A 14,199-nucleotide genomic window follows, 5' to 3' on the forward strand; every position below is an offset into this window, starting at 1 on the left:
CTCACGAGTCAGCCTGCAGCCGGCGGAGGCTCCGGGATGCTGACCACATCCAGGTGCCCCACCCGCACCGTGAGCTCACCGCGCTGAAGCTGCTCAGAACGACGCCGCACCCATTCCTGAGCTGTTTCGGACAGATCCGGATCCTGCTCCGCGGCGGCTTGGGCGCGGTCGGTGAGATAGCGTCCGACGAATTCCGGCCAGGAGGCATCCAGCACCCAGTCAGTCTCAATCACCTCGGCCGCAGCTCCCGCCTCGCGCAGCATGCTGGCAAAGGCCTCGGCAGCGTCGGGCCCCAGGAGGTCCTTGCGGCGCTGGTGGGCGTCGAATGCTGAGGCGATCACCGCATCAGACCCGTCCTCGGGGGTGAGCGACACCTCGCCGGTCACCGTCAGGCTCAGCAGAGCAGCTGCACCACGGGAGGCCACGGACTCGGCGATCAGGGCCGCCTCACGAGCTGAGAGCAGGTCCAGCAGTGCCGCACAGGTCACCAGGGCCGGCACCTCAGACCCGAGGAGCTCGGGCAGCCTGTCGACCGTGCCGACGACCCTCGTCGTGCCCGCCTGCTCCGACAGGTCTGTGGTGCTCACATTCAGCAGCCCGGCGTCGTGGTCCAGAAGGATCCAGCGCTGAGGCGCTGCCAGACGCGGCGCCAACCATGCCTGGTTCGAGCCCGTCCCCGCCCCCAGATCGATCACCAGGGCTGCCTCATCAGCAGCGAGCCGGCCGCGCAGCCATGCGCCGATGCGCTCGACCGCAGGGACCGTGGGCTCGCGGGCCTGATGGTCGGCGGCACGCCTCAGGGTGAGCCAGTCGGCTGCCACGGGACGTGTCACCAACGCAGAGCCGCCTGCAGGCTCTTCGCGGTCTCGCTCCATGGCGGGAGTCTATCCCGGCCCAGAACAGCATGGGTCCGCCACAGGCTCCGAAGGTCCTCCTGGCGCAGCCACCGGCTGAGAGCCTCCGTCCACGCCCCCGCATCAGTGGGGTCCGCAGCGCAGCCCGGCAGCGGCGCAGCGCCCGGCTGATGGCCCGCCGCGGCCAGCGCCTCCTCGGCGCCCGTGCCTTCGCCGACCATGGCAGGGATCCCGCGAGCAGCAGCTTCGGTGACCACCATGCCGTAGGTCTCCGCCAACGAGGGCAGGGACAGCAGGTCAGCGGCGTCCCAAGCCAGATCCAGATCTTCTCCTGAGAGCGGCCCGGTCATCTCGACCCGGCCGTGCAGGCGGCGCGCAGCTGTGGAGACCGCATCGGCGTACTCCCGGTCGGGGCCCTGCGGTCCCGTGAGCCGCAGGGTCCATTCCAGATCCTGAAGCGGCTCCAGCGCCCTAATCAGAAGCAGCGGGTTCTTGCGCGGGGAGATCGAGCCCAGAAAAAAGATGCCCGGAGGACTGGATCCCTGAGCCAGAGGCGCCGCATCGCAGCCCGGAGGCGCGACCTCATACGGCAGCGGGCCGTAGCGGGCCGTCACATCACGGCCAGCCCAGTGACTGGTGCAGATCACATGGTCGGCCATCTGCAGGGAGCGCCGCTCCTGGGCCTCCGCGCAGCAGCGCCGCTGCAGGCTCAGGCCCGTCTCGGCCGGAAGCGGCAGATGCACCAGGACGGCCACTTCGACACCGCCCGCCTGAGCCTCAGCGATCGCATCGGGGGCAGCTGAAGCGATGATCCCATCGATCAGCACCGACCGGTACCGGCGCAGGCGGCGAGCCAGAGCCTTCTGGGAGCCCGCCCCGGGCAGCGGCCACGTGCCGCCCACAGCCTCCTCGGCGACGTCCAGACCCTGCCCCCGCCAAACGCTCAGAACACGCTCGTTGTAGACCGAACCCCCGTTGGGACCGGGCAGCTCGGCCGGCACCACGAACGCGCGATCCGGGGCGGGGCCGTTCACGACGCATCCGCCCCATCAGGATGCCTCGAATCGCTGCCGTGCCTCATGCGCTCCAGCAGGAGAGCATCGCGTCCGAACGACACCAGCAGCGCCGCAAGCGCGGCACCGGACAGGGCGGCGGCCGCCGGCACCGGCACAATGGGGGCCAGCCCGATCACCACCGCCATCGCCTGGAGCGCCGCCACGGCCCGGCGGAAGCTGCTGTAGGGAAGGGCTCGGCTCCAGTGAGGCCTCAGGAGCGAACCTGCCGCGAAGACATAGCGCATCAGGCCCATCAGCAGAACCCACCAGCCCACCGTCATGGCCAGCAGTGTCGAGAGGACGAGCAGCGCCGCGGCGTCGGACTCAGCGTCCAGGCGCGCTCCAGCGTCGGTTCCACGCCCCGCTCGACGCGCAGCCCATCCGTCCACGGCATCCAGCAGCGCCGCCGCCGAGGCCAGGCCGAGCACGATCCACGTGCGGGAGGGAAGATCCCCGGCAATCGCCAGCACCAATGCCGAGGTGAGAATGCCGATCAGCGCCACACGCAGCAGCGTGACCCGATCCGCAGAAGTGACTGCTTGGCGCCGTCGCCTGATGACCGACCACGCCGCGATCAGAGGAACCACCAAGGACGACGCCGCACCCACCGCGCCCGCAGCAGGCCCGGCCGAAGCCAGCACGGCCAGCCCTCCGGCGCCGATCACAGCAAGAAGGGGCGACGCCGCTGCCGCGACGCCGCCGGATGCGCCTCCACGGTCCGCGGAGCCCGCAGACGCCGGAAGGCGCTGCGTCATGACTCCGGGAGCCTGTCAAGGGGCGAGCCCAGCGCCAGCAGCGCCACGAATACAGCCGCGACGCCGCCGAAGAGCACCACGCAGCTGAGCACAGGGTGCCGCACCACGGCGCGGAAGAGACGGTCGTGCCACAGCTGATCCCGCGGATCGTCAGTCGCTCCGCGTCTCCAGCCGCCCCGAAGCCGGCCGGACCGGCTCAGCCAAAGGTCAGCCGGAATGGTGGCATAGGGAATGATGGCGCTGATGATGGCTGCGGCTGCCGGCCCGCGCCCCATGCGCTGATTCTTCGTCACCAGGACAGCCGTCACCGCATAGGCAAGGAACACAAACCCATGGATGCCGCCGCCGACGGTGACCGCGATATCCAGGTCGGCCGCAGCGCGCAGCACCATACCGCCCAGCAGCAGAGTCCACGAGACAGCCTCTGCGACAGCCATCGCGCGGAAGAGCGAGTGCGGGCTCATCAGGAAACTCCTTCGTTGCAGTGCTGAGCAGGCATGATCCAACGATCCGCTGGCGACGCATCAGTCTACCGGCCGCCCGCTCCGCCGTAGACTGGCACCACGCCATCGCAAGGGAGTGACATGGACACCGACGTGATCGTGATCGGGGCCGGCCTCGCAGGTCTGCAGTGCGCTCGCCGTCTTCAGCGCAGCGGATGCCGTGTGACCGTCCTGGAGGCGGAGGATCGTGTCGGCGGCCGTGTGCGCACCGACGTGATCGACGGCTTCCGCTGCGATCGGGGGTTCCAGGTGCTCAACCCGGCCTACCCGGCAGTCCGCGATTGGATCAGTGTCTCCGCCTTGAAGCTGCAGAAGTTCGGCGTGGGCGCGCTGGTGAGCACGGACGAAGGCGCGTCCCTGGTGGCTCACCCGCTTCGGCATCCCCGCCTGGCCCCGGCCACCCTCGGAAGCAGGCACGTGCAGGCCTCAGACGTCCTTGCCCTTCTGCGCTGGATGGGCCCCGTCCTGCTCAGGGAGAGCCGCGCCTCGCGAGCCGCGGATGACCGCACCCTCCGAACGTCCCTTGACGCAGCGGGCCTCACCGGCCCCCTGCGCCGTGACCTGCTGGACACCTTTCTGGCCGGAGTCCTGGCCGACAGCTCCGGAGGGAAGTCCGCGAACTATGCGCGTCTGCTGATGCGCTGGTTCGCGCTGGGGGCGCCCGGACTCCCCGAGGAGGGGATGCAGGCGCTGCCGGAGCAGATGTCTGCCTCCCTGGCGGATCCTGTCCGGCTCGGCACGCCCGTCAGAGAGCTGGAGGACACGGCCGGCCGAGTCAGGGCCACCACGGACAGCGGTGCTCTCCATGCTCGTCTTGCCGTGGTGGCAGTCGGTCCCCAGCACGCAGCTGATCTCACCGACATTCCGGCGCCGGCTGCGCACGGCCTGACCACCTGGTGGTTCCGGGCCTCCGAGCCGCCGGGAACCGGGCGGTTTCTGATGCTCGACGCCGCCCGTGCCGGCGGCGGCCCTGCCGGGCCGGTCTGGAACACGGCTGCGATCTCCGAAGTCGCGCCCTCCTATGCGCCCGCTGGTGAGCATCTCGTGCAGGCCACCACGCTGCTGGACCAGCCGGATGGTCGGGCCGAGGAACGTGTCATCCGGCGTGATCTGGAAAGGCTGTACCGCACCTCGACCCGGGACTGGGAGCTCATCACTCACCACGTAGTGCCGCACGCCCTTCCGGCCCAGCCGCCGCCGCTGGCCGATCGGGTGGGGCAGCGCATCAATGACCGCACGCTCATGGCCGGAGACCATCGCGAGCACGGGTCCATTCAGGGTGCGCTGGTCTCCGGGGACCGTGCCGGACAGGCTGCCGCAGGGCTGCTGGCCTCCGGTGGAATCGTGTAGGCGGCTGGAATCCGGCCGATCGGTCCCCAGCTGTGCGAGCCGTTGAAAAAGTCTGGGGCTGATCCCATCCGATGCCTGGGCGGCGCCGAACTGTAGGTACGCAGGCCGAGCACAACGAGGAGATCACGGCCTGTTCCTCAACAGTTCTATAGGAGATTCAGCCATGAATATTCACATGCGCACGGCGAGCAGGTTCCTGGGCATCGGCACGGTCGCGCTGCTGGGCCTGACGGCCTGCGGCGGAGCCGAGGACGAGACGCCTGAGAACGACCAGGACGCTGCGACCGAGGCCGAGGAGGACATGGGGCAGGAGGAGCCCATGGACGACGGCGAGACCGAGGATGAGGGCACCGCCGAAGACGATGACATGGAGGAAGGCTCCGAGGAGGGCATGGATGAGGAGATGGACCCAGCCGCTCAGCTCGTCGGCCCAGCCTGCGAGGACTATGCGGAGCAGGTGCCTGAGGGCGACGGCTCCGTCGAGGGCATGGCCCAGGACCCGGTGGCCGCTGCTGCCTCCAACAACCCGATGCTGACGACTCTGACCAGTGCTGTCTCCGGCGAGCTGAACCCCGAGGTTGACCTCGTCGACACCCTCAACGGTGACGAGTTCACGGTTCTCGCCCCGACCGACGATGCATTCGCCGAAGTGCCCGAAGAGGACCTCAACGCCCTGGCCGAGGACGCTGACGCCCTCTCCGAGGTGCTGACCTATCACGTCATCCCAGGACAGATGAGCCCCGATGAGATCGAAGGCGAGCACGAGACGGTCAACGGCGAAACGGTGACGATCACCGGCGAAGGCGAAGACCTCATGTTCGACGAGGCAGGCTTGGTCTGCGGCGGTGTCCAGACCGACAACGCCGTGGTCTACATGATTGACGGAGTTCTGATGCCTGCGGCTGCGGAGTAGTCCCCGCCCCCTCCCGTCTCTCGGAGGAGCCCCGGTGCCCCGCTGCCTGCGGCGCGCACACGACGGCGGCGCCCGACCTGCCCGAAGGGCTGTCGAGGCGTCGCCGTCGTCCCATCCCATCCCCTATCAAGGACCGTGGGGCCGGCTCGGTCAGCTCGTGATCCGGCCGTCTCCATGGCAAGCTTAAGAAATGTCCGGACCCCACCCAGCAGACGAGAGCCCCGGCCCCTCGTCGACGTCCCAGGCGGCCGTGGACGCCTGCGGCGCACTGCTTGTCAGGATTCAGCGCCGAGACGAACAGGCGTTCGAAATCCTGTACCGCGAGCACGGCAGCATCTTACTGGCGACCATCCTGCGTCTGGTGCGCAACAGGTCCCTGGCAGAAGAGGTGCTGCAGGATGTCTTCTTCGAGGTGTGGAACAGAGCTGACACCTTCCGGGCGGATGCGGGAACCGGCAGAGCATGGCTGACCACGATGTGCCGGCGCCGAGCCATCGACCGTGTGCGCTCCGTCCAGGCGCAGCAGAACCGGGACTTCGCAGAGGGCATCAAGCAGGCCCCTGAGGTGGAGCCCGACATTCAGGCAGAGGCGCTCAACCACGTGGAGGCCGTCCGGCTGAATACCGCCCTGCGGCGGCTGCCCGCTGATCAGGCGAGGGCAATCGCCATGGCCTACTATCAAGATTTGTCCCACAGCGAGATTGCGACGGCGTTGGACACTCCGCTGGGAACGGTGAAATCACGAATACGCGACGGCATGAAACGTCTGCGAGTCCAGTTGGAGGTGAATGATGCACGCTGATCACGAGTATCTCGCAGCCGGCTATGCGCTCGGCGGCCTCACGGCTGAAGAGTACGAGGCCGCGCGATCCCTCCACGAGACCGACCCCCGGTTCCGCAGGGAGGTCGCATCCTTCTCAGACACCATGGCGCTGCTCTCAGAGTCCGACGACCCGATCGCGCCCAGCTCGGACACCGACGCCGCGATCCTCGGCATTCCTCACCAGGACGTCCCAGGCGAGGAGCAGCCGGGGCCGGCGGCGACGCCCGCCGCATCCGGCCCGAGAGCAGCACGCTCCGACCGCGACCGCCTGACCAGGGGGGTCTTCGCACTGGTCGCATCAGTGCTGATCATCGTGGCCGCCGCACTGGGAACCATGCTCTGGAACCAGGTCCAGCAGGCGCAGCAGATCGAGGAGTCGCTCACGGCCGCAGAGCGTGAGCGCGAACAGATGGAGCTGCTGCTCGCTGCTCCCGATCTCACCGCGGCCCATGCTGAGTCCGCCGTGGGGGGAAGCGTCAGCGTGACCTACTCGCCGGATGCTCAGCTGATCCACATCGTTCCCCATGATCTGCCCGCACCTGCTGATGATGAAGCCATGCAGATGTGGCTCATCGACGAAGACGGTCCGCACAGCCTGGGACTGATGAGCGCTGAGAGCTCGGAGATGCTCTCCGCCGTAGAGATCGAGGAGGGAGCTGCGTTCGGCGTGACGGTCGAGCCCTCCGGCGGCTCAGCCGAGCCCACCGATGACCCCATCATTGTCGCCGAGCTCTGAGGTCCCATCCGTCCGGTGCCGCGGCTCCGAACACCGGGCATGAGCTCCAGCGATCTCTCACGCAGAGAAGTTCCCAGCACCTTCCGCTGTGCCGCGGCGGGTCTCGTGGCAGCGGCGATATTCCTGGGGCTGGCAGACGTCCTGGCGCGGTTCTTCGCCCCCTCGTCCTCTCCGCTGGTGGCGTTGGGGAACACCATCATTGCGGTCTCACCCCCTGCGCTGCAGGATTTCGTGATCTCCACGTTCGGCAGCAGCAACAAGACGGTCCTGTTCATCAGCATGGCTGGAGGAGGAGCCGTTCTGGCCGCACTTCTCGGTGTTCTCGCCCGGCACAGGCTGGAGCTGGCAGCGGTGATGTTCGGCGCTGTTGCTGCTGGGCTCATCCTGGTGGTTCTCGTCCGCCCGGACACCGGTGCTGCGGACGCCATCCCTGCTGCGGCCGGTGCCGTCCTGGGCCTCGCTGCGCTGACCGCACTGATCCTCACGGCCCGCCGTGGTGCCCGAGGCGATGCCAGCGGCGCAGGCCAGCAGGCCGCATCGCGCCGAGCCTTCTTGGGACTGGCTGCAGCAGGCACTGCCGCGGCGGCCGCATCGCTGGCCCTGGGGCGGTCGGTGCAGACGTTCGGCCGAGAGGCCGGAGAGGCTGTCACCCGGATGGCTCTGCCCTCACCCGCGGTTCGGGCCTCCCTGATCCCGGACTCCGCATCGGTGGGCGTCGACGGGGTGGCTCCCTTCATCACCGACAATGCTGACTTCTACCGCATCGATACCGCTCTGGCCGTTCCTGAGCTGAATCCTGATGAATGGACTCTGCGCATCCACGGCCTGGTGGAGAACGAGGTGCTGATCGACATGCACGAACTGCTGTCGATGCCGCTCGAGGAGCACCACATCACCCTGGCGTGCGTGTCGAACCCAGTGGGAGGGGACCTTCTGGGCACAGCAGCGTGGCTCGGATACCCGGTCAGGGAGCTTCTGGCACAGGCGCGGCCGCTGCCGGAGGCAGACATGGTGCTCTCGCAGTCGGCAGACGGCTTCACCGCATCCACGCCCCTCGAGGTGCTGACGGATGAGCGTGACGCCATGGTGGCGGTGGGCATGAACGGTCAGCCGCTGCCGGCCGAGCACGGATTCCCCGCCCGTCTGGTGGTTCCAGGCCTGTACGGGTACGTCTCAGCCACCAAGTGGGTCGTGGACTTGGAGGTCACCCGGTTCGACCGGCAGACCGCGTACTGGACTGACCGGGGCTGGGATGAGCAGGCGCCCATCCTCGTCTCCTCTCGGATCGACGTGCCGCGGCCGCTGCAGGCCCTGCCGGCGGGAGACGTGGTGATCGCAGGCAGCGCGTGGGCCCAGCCCGTCGGAATCGATCGGGTGGAGATCCAGGTCGACGGCGGCGAATGGGAACCGGCAGAGCTGGGCTCCGATGTCTCGGCGGACACCTGGCGCCAATGGCGCTACGTGCTCGCTGATGCGGACCCCGGTCGGCATTGGGCGGCGGTGCGGGCAATCACCGCCGACGGTGAGGTGCAGACCGGTGATCGTCGAGACCCCATACCTAACGCGGCCACCGGGCGCCATCGCATTGATTTCCAGGTCGAGCAGCTTTGAGAGCTGACCTCACGCTCGGCACGGCATCTCATCGCCCCCCAGGCTCAGGCGCCTCCGCCTCGAGAGCAGCCTTCCAGGTGCCGTAGGCGTTGCGGATCGCCGCGCCCGATGGAAGGTCCTCGCGTCCCGCCGCTGCGTGGGCCTTCCGCCACCGGAGATAGTTCTGATAGCTGGTCGAGGAGCCGCTCTCCGAAGCATGCTGCTGGAACTTTCGCAGCGCGGAGCGGAAATGTCCGGGACTGAACTTTGCCGCGCCGAACGTCCCCTCCGCCCTCTGCTCCGACACGGCCAGGCCGACCTGACGCAGCGCCTGGTTCCAGGAGCCCCCAGCGCGTTTGAGGATCGTCGTGCTGCTCACCGGCCAGACTGACCGTCCCTTCGCGCCGTCCAGCCCGTGCTCAGCGAGGAAGTCCCGCCGGATGCGGTCGTACTTCTGAGCGGAGATGCTCAGCGAGGGGTCGGTCTGCACAGATCGCCGCCCCGCGCCGATGCTTGACAGGACACCCTCGATCACCTCGGCGCTGCCCTGTCGGCGAAGCAGCTCAGAGACCTCCGAAACCATCTCGTCGTCGAGCGCTGAGACGGCGGATGGGGCACTCCTCCTCTCCGCGACGGCGAAGAGGAGGCTTGCGCGAAGGGCGGCATCGGTGACAGGCGCACTGGGCATAGCACCGATCCTACGGATGTACGCGGCTTCACGGTGTAGGCTGGGGTATCTGGTGCCCAGCGCACCTGCGTCGTAGGAACGCATTCATTCAGCCGGAGCGGCCGCCATGAGCCGGCATCCGCGCTTCAAGCAGTGATCTTCTCGCGGCGAACCGAGTGCACCGACCGGTGCGTTCGCCACCCATGCCAGGCACGACGGCGTCGTACGCCGCGGAAGATCTGGCGCATGCTGAAAGGCCCACGCCATCTCAACTCCCACCATCACCGACCAGCAGAACGAAGCCGCCGAGGCAGACCAGCGGACCTTTGCCGAGCTCGGCCTCCCCGCCCCGCTGACCCGTCTGCTCGCGGAGGAGGGCAAGTTCATCGCCTTCCCCATCCAAGCCGCTACCCTGCCCGACACCCTCAACGGGCGTGACGTCCTGGGCCGGGGAAAGACCGGCTCCGGAAAGACCATCGCCTTCGCGCTGCCGCTGGTGGCCCGTCTCGGCGAGAACCGGGCCTCCGTCCGGCCGCGCAGGCCCAAGGCCCTGGTGCTCGCTCCCACCCGTGAGCTCGCCACCCAGATCGACGCGGTCATCGCGCCCATGGCCCACGCCTACGGGATGACCACGACCACCGTCTTCGGCGGAGTCAGCCAGAAGCACCAGGAGAAGGCGCTGAACAAGGGCGTGGACATCGTCGTCGCCTGCCCCGGCCGCCTGGAGGACCTTCTGAAGCAGGGGGTCCTCAGCCTTGAGAGCACAGGCATCACCGTCCTCGACGAGGCCGACCACATGGCAGACCTCGGGTTCCTTCCCGGGGTGACCCGCATCCTGGCCCAGACCCCCGAGGACGCCCAGCGGCTCTTCTTCTCGGCCACCCTGGACAACGGGGTCGACAAACTGGTCAGACGATTCCTGACCGACCCGCTGCACCACTCGGTGGACGAGGCCACCAGCCACGTCTCTGCGATGACCCACCACGTCTTCGAGGTCCACCCGGACCAGAAGAAGGAGCTGGTCCAGGCGCTCGCCTCAGGGACCGGGCGGCGGGTGCTCTTCACGCGCACCAAGTATCAGGCGAAGAACCTCGCCAAGAAGCTCACCGCCCAGGGCGTTCCCGCCGTGGACCTGCACGGCAACCTCTCCCAGGCCAAGCGGGACAAGAACCTCGCTGCCTTCAGCGACGGCGGAGTGAGGGTGCTGGTGGCCACCGACGTCGCCGCTCGCGGCGTCCACGTCGACGGGATCGAACTGGTGGTCCACGTGGACCCGCCGGCCGAGCACAAGGCCTACCTGCACCGCTCCGGGCGCACAGCTCGGGCCGGGAGCGCCGGCGACGTCGTCACCGTGATGCTCCCGGAGCAGCGCAGAGATACCGAGGCTCTGCTCCGCAAGGCCGACATCAGGGTGAGGCCCATCGCGGTCAGCCCGGAGTCGCCCGAGGTGGCTGCCCTGGTCGGCGAGCAGGCCGCCTACGTGGAGCCCGCTCCGGCTCAGCCCGCCCAGCAGGGCGGTCGCGGAGGCGGAGGGCGCGGCGGCGGTGGTCGCAGCCGGGGAGGCCGCTCCGGCGGCGTGCGCGGCGGCAGCGCCCAGGGCAGGAGCTCCCGCGGGGGCGCCCGCGGGCGTCGCGGTTCGTCACCTCAGCGCTGAGCCGGGCCTGCCCTTGCTAGGTTGAGGGCATGACTGAGCAGCCCCTCCGCCGATGCCAGGGCACCCCGGCACCACGAGAGACCGCCGCCGCCGTGGAGCAGCGCACCCCCGCCGAGCGGCTCCACGCCCGCTACGGCAGAGAGGCGGACTGGCAGCCGCCGGAGTGGAACGAGACCCTCGATGTGCTGCTGCGCCATCGCTCCGTGCGCCGCTACCTGGACCGGGAGGTGTCGGACGAGACGGTCCGCACCGTGATCGCGGCCGCCCAGTCCGCCTCCACCTCCTCGAACCAGCAGATCATCTCTGCTCTGGTCATACGGGACCAGCACAAGAAGGACGCCGTCGCGGAGATCGGAGGGCCTTTCCAGAAGCACATCAGGCACGCTCCCGCGCTGATCATCTGGCTGGTCGACTTCCGCCGCGCCCGCCACCTCGCTGATGCCGCCGGCCGGGAGCCGGTGGGCCTGGACTACCTCGACATCGCGCTCGTGGGAGCCTGCGACGCCGGCATCCACGCCCAGAACGCGCTCGTCGCCGCAGAGTCGCTGGGGCTGGGCGGGGTGTTCCTCGGCTCGGTCCGCAACGACTCCGGGCAGCTCGCGCAGGTGCTCGAGCTGCCCGAGGATGTGATCCCATTCGTCGGGATGGAGCTCGGCCACCCGGACCCTCAGGAGGAGGCCGGGATCAAGCCGCGCCTGCCGCAGGAGAGCTTCCTGCACTTCGAGACCTATGACGCCGACGCTGTTCCCGAGCAGCTCGCGGCCTACGAGGCGACCCTCGCCGAGTATTACCGGGACTATGACATGGACCCCTCCTGGGGGCGCCGCCTGGTCAGCAGGCTGGGGGAGAAAGCGACCTTCGCCACCCAGCGGCATAAGCTCGCCGACTTTCTGCGCTCCCGGGGCCTCGGTCTGAAGTAGGCGGGCCAGCACCCCCAGGCCGCCTGGATCTGCCAGCCGGTGTCCAGGCTGCGCGGCGCAGAGCTCCAGGGTTCCTTCCTACGGTGACGAAAGCGGCCGGAGGCTGCCGCACCGCTGAATCCGCTCCGGCTGCGTGCCCTGATGCACCCCCTCCCGGAAGGATCCTGCGATGAAGGATATCCGCATTCCCGGCGCACCCCAGGAAGAACCTGTTCCCGAGGAGCAGCCCACCACGCCCGCCGCCCCGGCACAGCCGAAGCCCGACCAGCAGGGCCCGCCGGAGGTGAGTCCCAGCGGAGCCCCTGTGAAGGGAGCCAACGAGGCCCGGCGTCAGCAGGGCGAGTACCTCACCACCGCACAGGGAGCCCGTGTCCGCGACACCGACCACTCCCTGCGGGCCGGCAAGCGCGGTCCCACCCTCCTGCAGGACCACCACCTGCGGGAGAAGATTATGCACTTCGACCACGAGCGGATCCCGGAGCGTGCAGTGCACGCCCGCGGCGCAGGCGCCCACGGCATCTTCGAGTCCTACGGAACGGCCGGGAGCATCACCCAGGCAGGCTTCCTCGCCGAGAAGAGGACGACGCCGGTGTTCCTGCGGTTCTCCACCGTGCTCGGAAGCCGCGGCTCCGCCGACACGGTGCGCGACACCCGCGGCTTCGCGGTGAAGTTCTACACCGACGAGGGGACCTTCGACCTGGTCGGCAACAACATCCCGGTCTTCTTCATCCAGGACGGCATCAAGTTCCCGGACGTCATCCATGCCGCCAAGCCCCACCCGGACCGGGAGATCCCGCAGGCCCAGTCCGCCCACGACACCTTCTGGGACTTCGTCTCCCTGCACACTGAGGCGCAGCACCACACCATCTGGAACATGTCGGACCGCGGCATTCCGCGCTCCTACCGAATGATGGAGGGCTTCGGCATCCACACCTTCCGGATGATCAGCGCTGAGGGCGAGACCTGCCTGGTGAAGTTCCACTTCAAGCCCAAGCTGGGGGTGCACTCCCTGACCTGGGAGGAGGCCCTGATGACCAACGGCCTGGACCCCGACTACCACCGGAGGGACCTCGCCGATGCCATCGAGAAGGGCGCCTGCCCCGAGTGGGAGTTCGGCGTGCAGGTCTTCCCGGACACCGAGGAGCAGACCTTCGAGGGGATCGACCTGCTCGACCCCACGAAGATCGTGCCTGAGGAGCTCGCTCCGGTGCACCCCCTGGGCAGGCTGACGCTGAACGCCAACCCCACCAACTACTTCGCCGAGACCGAGCAGGTTGCCTACCACCCGGGCCACCTGCCGCCGGGCATCGACGTCACCGACGACGCCCTGCTGCAGGCCCGGCTGTTCAGCTACATGGACACCCAGATCACCCGTCTGGGCGGGCCCAACTTCGCCCAGATTCCCATCAACCGGCCCAAGAGCCCAGTCAACGACAACCACCGGGACGGCTTCCACCAGACCGCCGACCACACCGGGGTGGCCCCGTATCATCCCAGCAGCCTGAACGGCGGGAACCCTCATCCGGTCAACGACGCACACGGGGAGGAGCCTCCTGCCCTGATCGATGTGCCCCAGCAGGTCACCGGTCCGAAGATCCGCAGCAAGCCGGCCAGCTTCGATGATCATTACAGCCAAGCCACCATGTTCTACCGCAGCCTCACCGACACGGAGCGACAGCACATCGTCCAGGCGTACACCTTCGAGCTCGGCAAGTGCTACGACCTCACCATCCAGAAGCGGCAGCTGCAGTGCCTGGCCAACATCGACGCCGAGCTGGCGGCCGGCGTTGCCGAAGGTCTCGGCCAGCCGGTGCCTGAGCCCACCGAGCCTCCGGCTGAGGACGTGGTCGCCTCCCCGGCCCTCTCCCAGATCGGGCAGACCTGGCCGGCCGAGGGCCGGCTGGTCGGCGTCGTCGTGGACGAGTCCTCCGACGCAGGTGATATCCAGAAGGTCCGGGAGGACATCGACGCCCAGGGGATGGTGCCGCTGGTGGTGGCCCCCACCGGCGCGCCGCTGAGCACCGGCGTGCACCCGCAGCGCACATATCTCACGGCCCGCTCCGTCGAGTTCGACGCGATCATCTTCGCCACCGGACCCTCCCGGGGTGCCGCCGGCGCGGACCCGGCCGGCGACCAGAAGCTCGGCGACCCGGTCGGCGTCTCCAACGTGGACCCGCGCCTGACTCTGATGGCGGCAGAGGCCTACCGGCACTCCAAGGCGCTCGTCTTCGCCGAAGGCTCCGCGGTGCTCACCTCCGCCGGCATACGGGCCGGAGCCCCCGGAGTGCTGGTCGGCGACCCGCCCGCGCAGCTTGAGGAGCTCTTCGAGCTGATGGGCGCCCACCGAGTCTGGGAGCGGTTCGCCCCGGCCGGCTGAGC

The 14,199-nt window shown here is 68.8% G+C and carries 12 protein-coding genes and 1 pseudogene; 8 read left to right on the top strand and 5 right to left on the bottom strand.

The window, feature by feature from the left end; all coding sequences use genetic code 11:
• Positions 1-8: 8 nt before the first annotated feature.
• Genes FWJ47_RS06770 through FWJ47_RS06785 form a run of 4 tightly spaced genes read right to left on the bottom strand, consistent with a single transcriptional unit; the run spans position 9 to position 3,128 of the window.
• Positions 9-875 (bottom strand): SAM-dependent methyltransferase, encoded by an 867-nt coding sequence (locus tag FWJ47_RS06770; protein ID WP_147105916.1) that lies wholly within the window; start codon positions 873-875, stop codon positions 9-11.
• Positions 830-1,888 (bottom strand): glycosyltransferase family 4 protein, encoded by a 1,059-nt coding sequence (locus FWJ47_RS06775; RefSeq protein WP_147105920.1) that lies wholly within the window; start codon positions 1,886-1,888, stop codon positions 830-832. Before FWJ47_RS06775 ends, FWJ47_RS06770 begins: the two co-directional genes overlap by 46 nt.
• On the bottom strand, positions 1,885-2,664 hold the full coding sequence (locus FWJ47_RS06780; RefSeq protein ID WP_147105923.1) for a CDP-alcohol phosphatidyltransferase family protein: 780 nt from the start codon (positions 2,662-2,664) through the stop codon (positions 1,885-1,887). Before FWJ47_RS06780 ends, FWJ47_RS06775 begins: the two co-directional genes overlap by 4 nt.
• Complete coding sequence (locus FWJ47_RS06785; RefSeq protein WP_147105926.1) at positions 2,661-3,128, bottom strand: DUF3817 domain-containing protein; 468 nt, start codon at positions 3,126-3,128, stop codon at positions 2,661-2,663. The genes FWJ47_RS06780 and FWJ47_RS06785 overlap by 4 nt, the downstream gene beginning before the upstream one ends.
• Before the next feature lie 120 nt (positions 3,129-3,248).
• Here FWJ47_RS06785 and FWJ47_RS06790 point away from each other — a divergent pair, with 120 nt between their 5' ends.
• The 5 genes from FWJ47_RS06790 (at position 3,249) to FWJ47_RS06810 (ending at position 8,600) form a co-directional block, all read left to right on the top strand.
• On the top strand, positions 3,249-4,517 hold the full coding sequence (locus tag FWJ47_RS06790) for a flavin monoamine oxidase family protein (RefSeq protein WP_147105929.1): 1,269 nt from the start codon (positions 3,249-3,251) through the stop codon (positions 4,515-4,517).
• Positions 4,518-4,680: 163 nt separating this feature from the next.
• Complete coding sequence (locus FWJ47_RS06795) at positions 4,681-5,430, top strand: fasciclin domain-containing protein (RefSeq protein WP_246126195.1); 750 nt, start codon at positions 4,681-4,683, stop codon at positions 5,428-5,430.
• Positions 5,431-5,620: 190 nt separating this feature from the next.
• A complete protein-coding gene (locus FWJ47_RS06800) occupies positions 5,621-6,232 on the top strand; it encodes a sigma-70 family RNA polymerase sigma factor (RefSeq protein WP_147105932.1) in 612 nt (203 codons plus the stop codon).
• The gene (locus FWJ47_RS06805; protein WP_147105935.1) at positions 6,219-6,989 is read left to right on the top strand and encodes an anti-sigma factor; all 771 of its coding nucleotides are present in this window, start codon (positions 6,219-6,221) and stop codon (positions 6,987-6,989) included. Before FWJ47_RS06800 ends, FWJ47_RS06805 begins: the two co-directional genes overlap by 14 nt.
• Positions 6,990-7,028: 39 nt before the next feature.
• A complete protein-coding gene (locus FWJ47_RS06810) occupies positions 7,029-8,600 on the top strand; it encodes a molybdopterin-dependent oxidoreductase (protein ID WP_147105938.1) in 1,572 nt (523 codons plus the stop codon).
• A 28-nt stretch (positions 8,601-8,628) separates the two neighbouring features.
• Here FWJ47_RS06810 and FWJ47_RS06815 read toward each other — a convergent pair whose 3' ends face one another.
• Positions 8,629-9,267 (bottom strand): hypothetical protein, encoded by a 639-nt coding sequence (locus FWJ47_RS06815; RefSeq protein WP_147105941.1) that lies wholly within the window; start codon positions 9,265-9,267, stop codon positions 8,629-8,631.
• Between the two features lie 259 nt (positions 9,268-9,526).
• Between FWJ47_RS06815 and FWJ47_RS06820 the strand changes: the two are divergent.
• From FWJ47_RS06820 to FWJ47_RS06830, 3 genes and pseudogenes are all read left to right on the top strand, one after another.
• Positions 9,527-10,894: pseudogene (locus tag FWJ47_RS06820) on the top strand (DEAD/DEAH box helicase); the annotation flags it as partial.
• 35 nt (positions 10,895-10,929) lie between these two features.
• Complete coding sequence (locus FWJ47_RS06825; protein ID WP_147105947.1) at positions 10,930-11,820, top strand: nitroreductase family protein; 891 nt, start codon at positions 10,930-10,932, stop codon at positions 11,818-11,820.
• A gap of 169 nt (positions 11,821-11,989) precedes the next feature.
• A complete protein-coding gene (locus FWJ47_RS06830; RefSeq protein WP_147105950.1) occupies positions 11,990-14,197 on the top strand; it encodes a catalase in 2,208 nt (735 codons plus the stop codon).
• The last annotated feature ends 2 nt before the right edge of the window (positions 14,198-14,199 follow it).

The organism is Nesterenkonia populi (assembly GCF_007994735.1).
Taxonomy (GTDB): Bacteria; Actinomycetota; Actinomycetes; order Actinomycetales; family Micrococcaceae; genus Nesterenkonia; species Nesterenkonia populi.

What these genes read in the sequence shown, in the direction of transcription:
- FWJ47_RS06780 (WP_147105923.1), bottom strand. Translation starts at nt 2,664, where the DNA reads ATGACGCAGCGCCTTCCGGCGTCTGCGGGCTCCGCGGACCGTGGAGGC.
- FWJ47_RS06815 (WP_147105941.1), bottom strand. Translation starts at nt 9,267, where the DNA reads ATGCCCAGTGCGCCTGTCACCGATGCCGCCCTTCGCGCAAGCCTCCTC.
- FWJ47_RS06800 (WP_147105932.1), top strand. Translation starts at nt 5,621, where the DNA reads ATGTCCGGACCCCACCCAGCAGACGAGAGCCCCGGCCCCTCGTCGACG.
- FWJ47_RS06790 (WP_147105929.1), top strand. Translation starts at nt 3,249, where the DNA reads ATGGACACCGACGTGATCGTGATCGGGGCCGGCCTCGCAGGTCTGCAG.
- FWJ47_RS06810 (WP_147105938.1), top strand. Translation starts at nt 7,029, where the DNA reads ATGAGCTCCAGCGATCTCTCACGCAGAGAAGTTCCCAGCACCTTCCGC.
- FWJ47_RS06830 (WP_147105950.1), top strand. Translation starts at nt 11,990, where the DNA reads ATGAAGGATATCCGCATTCCCGGCGCACCCCAGGAAGAACCTGTTCCC.
- FWJ47_RS06770 (WP_147105916.1), bottom strand. Translation starts at nt 875, where the DNA reads ATGGAGCGAGACCGCGAAGAGCCTGCAGGCGGCTCTGCGTTGGTGACA.
- FWJ47_RS06795 (WP_246126195.1), top strand. Translation starts at nt 4,681, where the DNA reads ATGAATATTCACATGCGCACGGCGAGCAGGTTCCTGGGCATCGGCACG.
- FWJ47_RS06785 (WP_147105926.1), bottom strand. Translation starts at nt 3,128, where the DNA reads ATGAGCCCGCACTCGCTCTTCCGCGCGATGGCTGTCGCAGAGGCTGTC.
- FWJ47_RS06805 (WP_147105935.1), top strand. Translation starts at nt 6,219, where the DNA reads ATGATGCACGCTGATCACGAGTATCTCGCAGCCGGCTATGCGCTCGGC.
- FWJ47_RS06825 (WP_147105947.1), top strand. Translation starts at nt 10,930, where the DNA reads ATGACTGAGCAGCCCCTCCGCCGATGCCAGGGCACCCCGGCACCACGA.